The organism is Streptomyces sp. KR55 (assembly GCF_052245645.1).
GTDB lineage: Bacteria > Actinomycetota > Actinomycetes > Streptomycetales > Streptomycetaceae > Streptomyces > Streptomyces flavusporus.
In genome coordinates, this window is the sequence record NZ_JBQQCE010001008.1 from 1 (window position 1) to 632 (window position 632).

1 protein-coding gene is annotated in these 632 nt (G+C 68.5%); it reads right to left on the reverse strand.

Going from position 1 to position 632, the window contains the following annotated elements; translation table 11 throughout:
- Nucleotides 1–215 precede the first annotated feature (215 nt).
- The gene (locus ACTWQJ_RS52055; protein WP_443313305.1) at nucleotides 216–470 is read right to left on the reverse strand and encodes a hypothetical protein; all 255 of its coding nucleotides are present in this window, start codon (nucleotides 468–470) and stop codon (nucleotides 216–218) included.
- Nucleotides 471–632 lie beyond the last annotated feature (162 nt).

Consider the following 632-nt stretch of genomic DNA (forward strand, 5'->3'; position numbering starts at 1 on the left):
AAAACACCACGGGACACCAGTAGCGGATCAACCGACGGCGAGGGCGAAGACGTGCATCGCCACGCTGCCCATCACCGCCCCCTCACTGATATCCGGCAGGGTCACGTACCGCGACCTTGCCGGCCTCCAGCGGCACGGCCGCGTAGTACACGCCTGCTGGACCTGGCGTTCACGACCACCTCGCGCATGGACTGCCACGCCGAGAAGTCGTGGCATCAGAAGCGTTGATCCTGTGCCGCTCGAAAAGTCATCGCCGCTGGTAGAGCGAGGGCACCAGCGTCTTTGGGAGCACGACCGGGTGATCGTGCAGCACGACTGTTGGAGGTCACGGTCATACCCTGTGAGGTCTGCGTGCTCCGGAGGGTGTGAGGACCATCGGTCACGGTGAGGACGAGCTTGCCGCGGGTGTGGTTGGTCTCGCCGAGACGGTGGGCCGCGGCGGCCTTCGCCAGCGCGAAGGAGCGCTCCACCGCGACGCGGACCTCGCCGGAGTCGACCAGGCCGACGATCGTAGTTAGGCCGGGGCGTCCGGCTCCACCAGGAACGGGCTGGTGTGGGCCCCGACCTGCCCGGCCACGGTGGCGAGGCGCTGCGAGACGCCGCCGGGGATCGCGACGACGAGACCGCCAGGG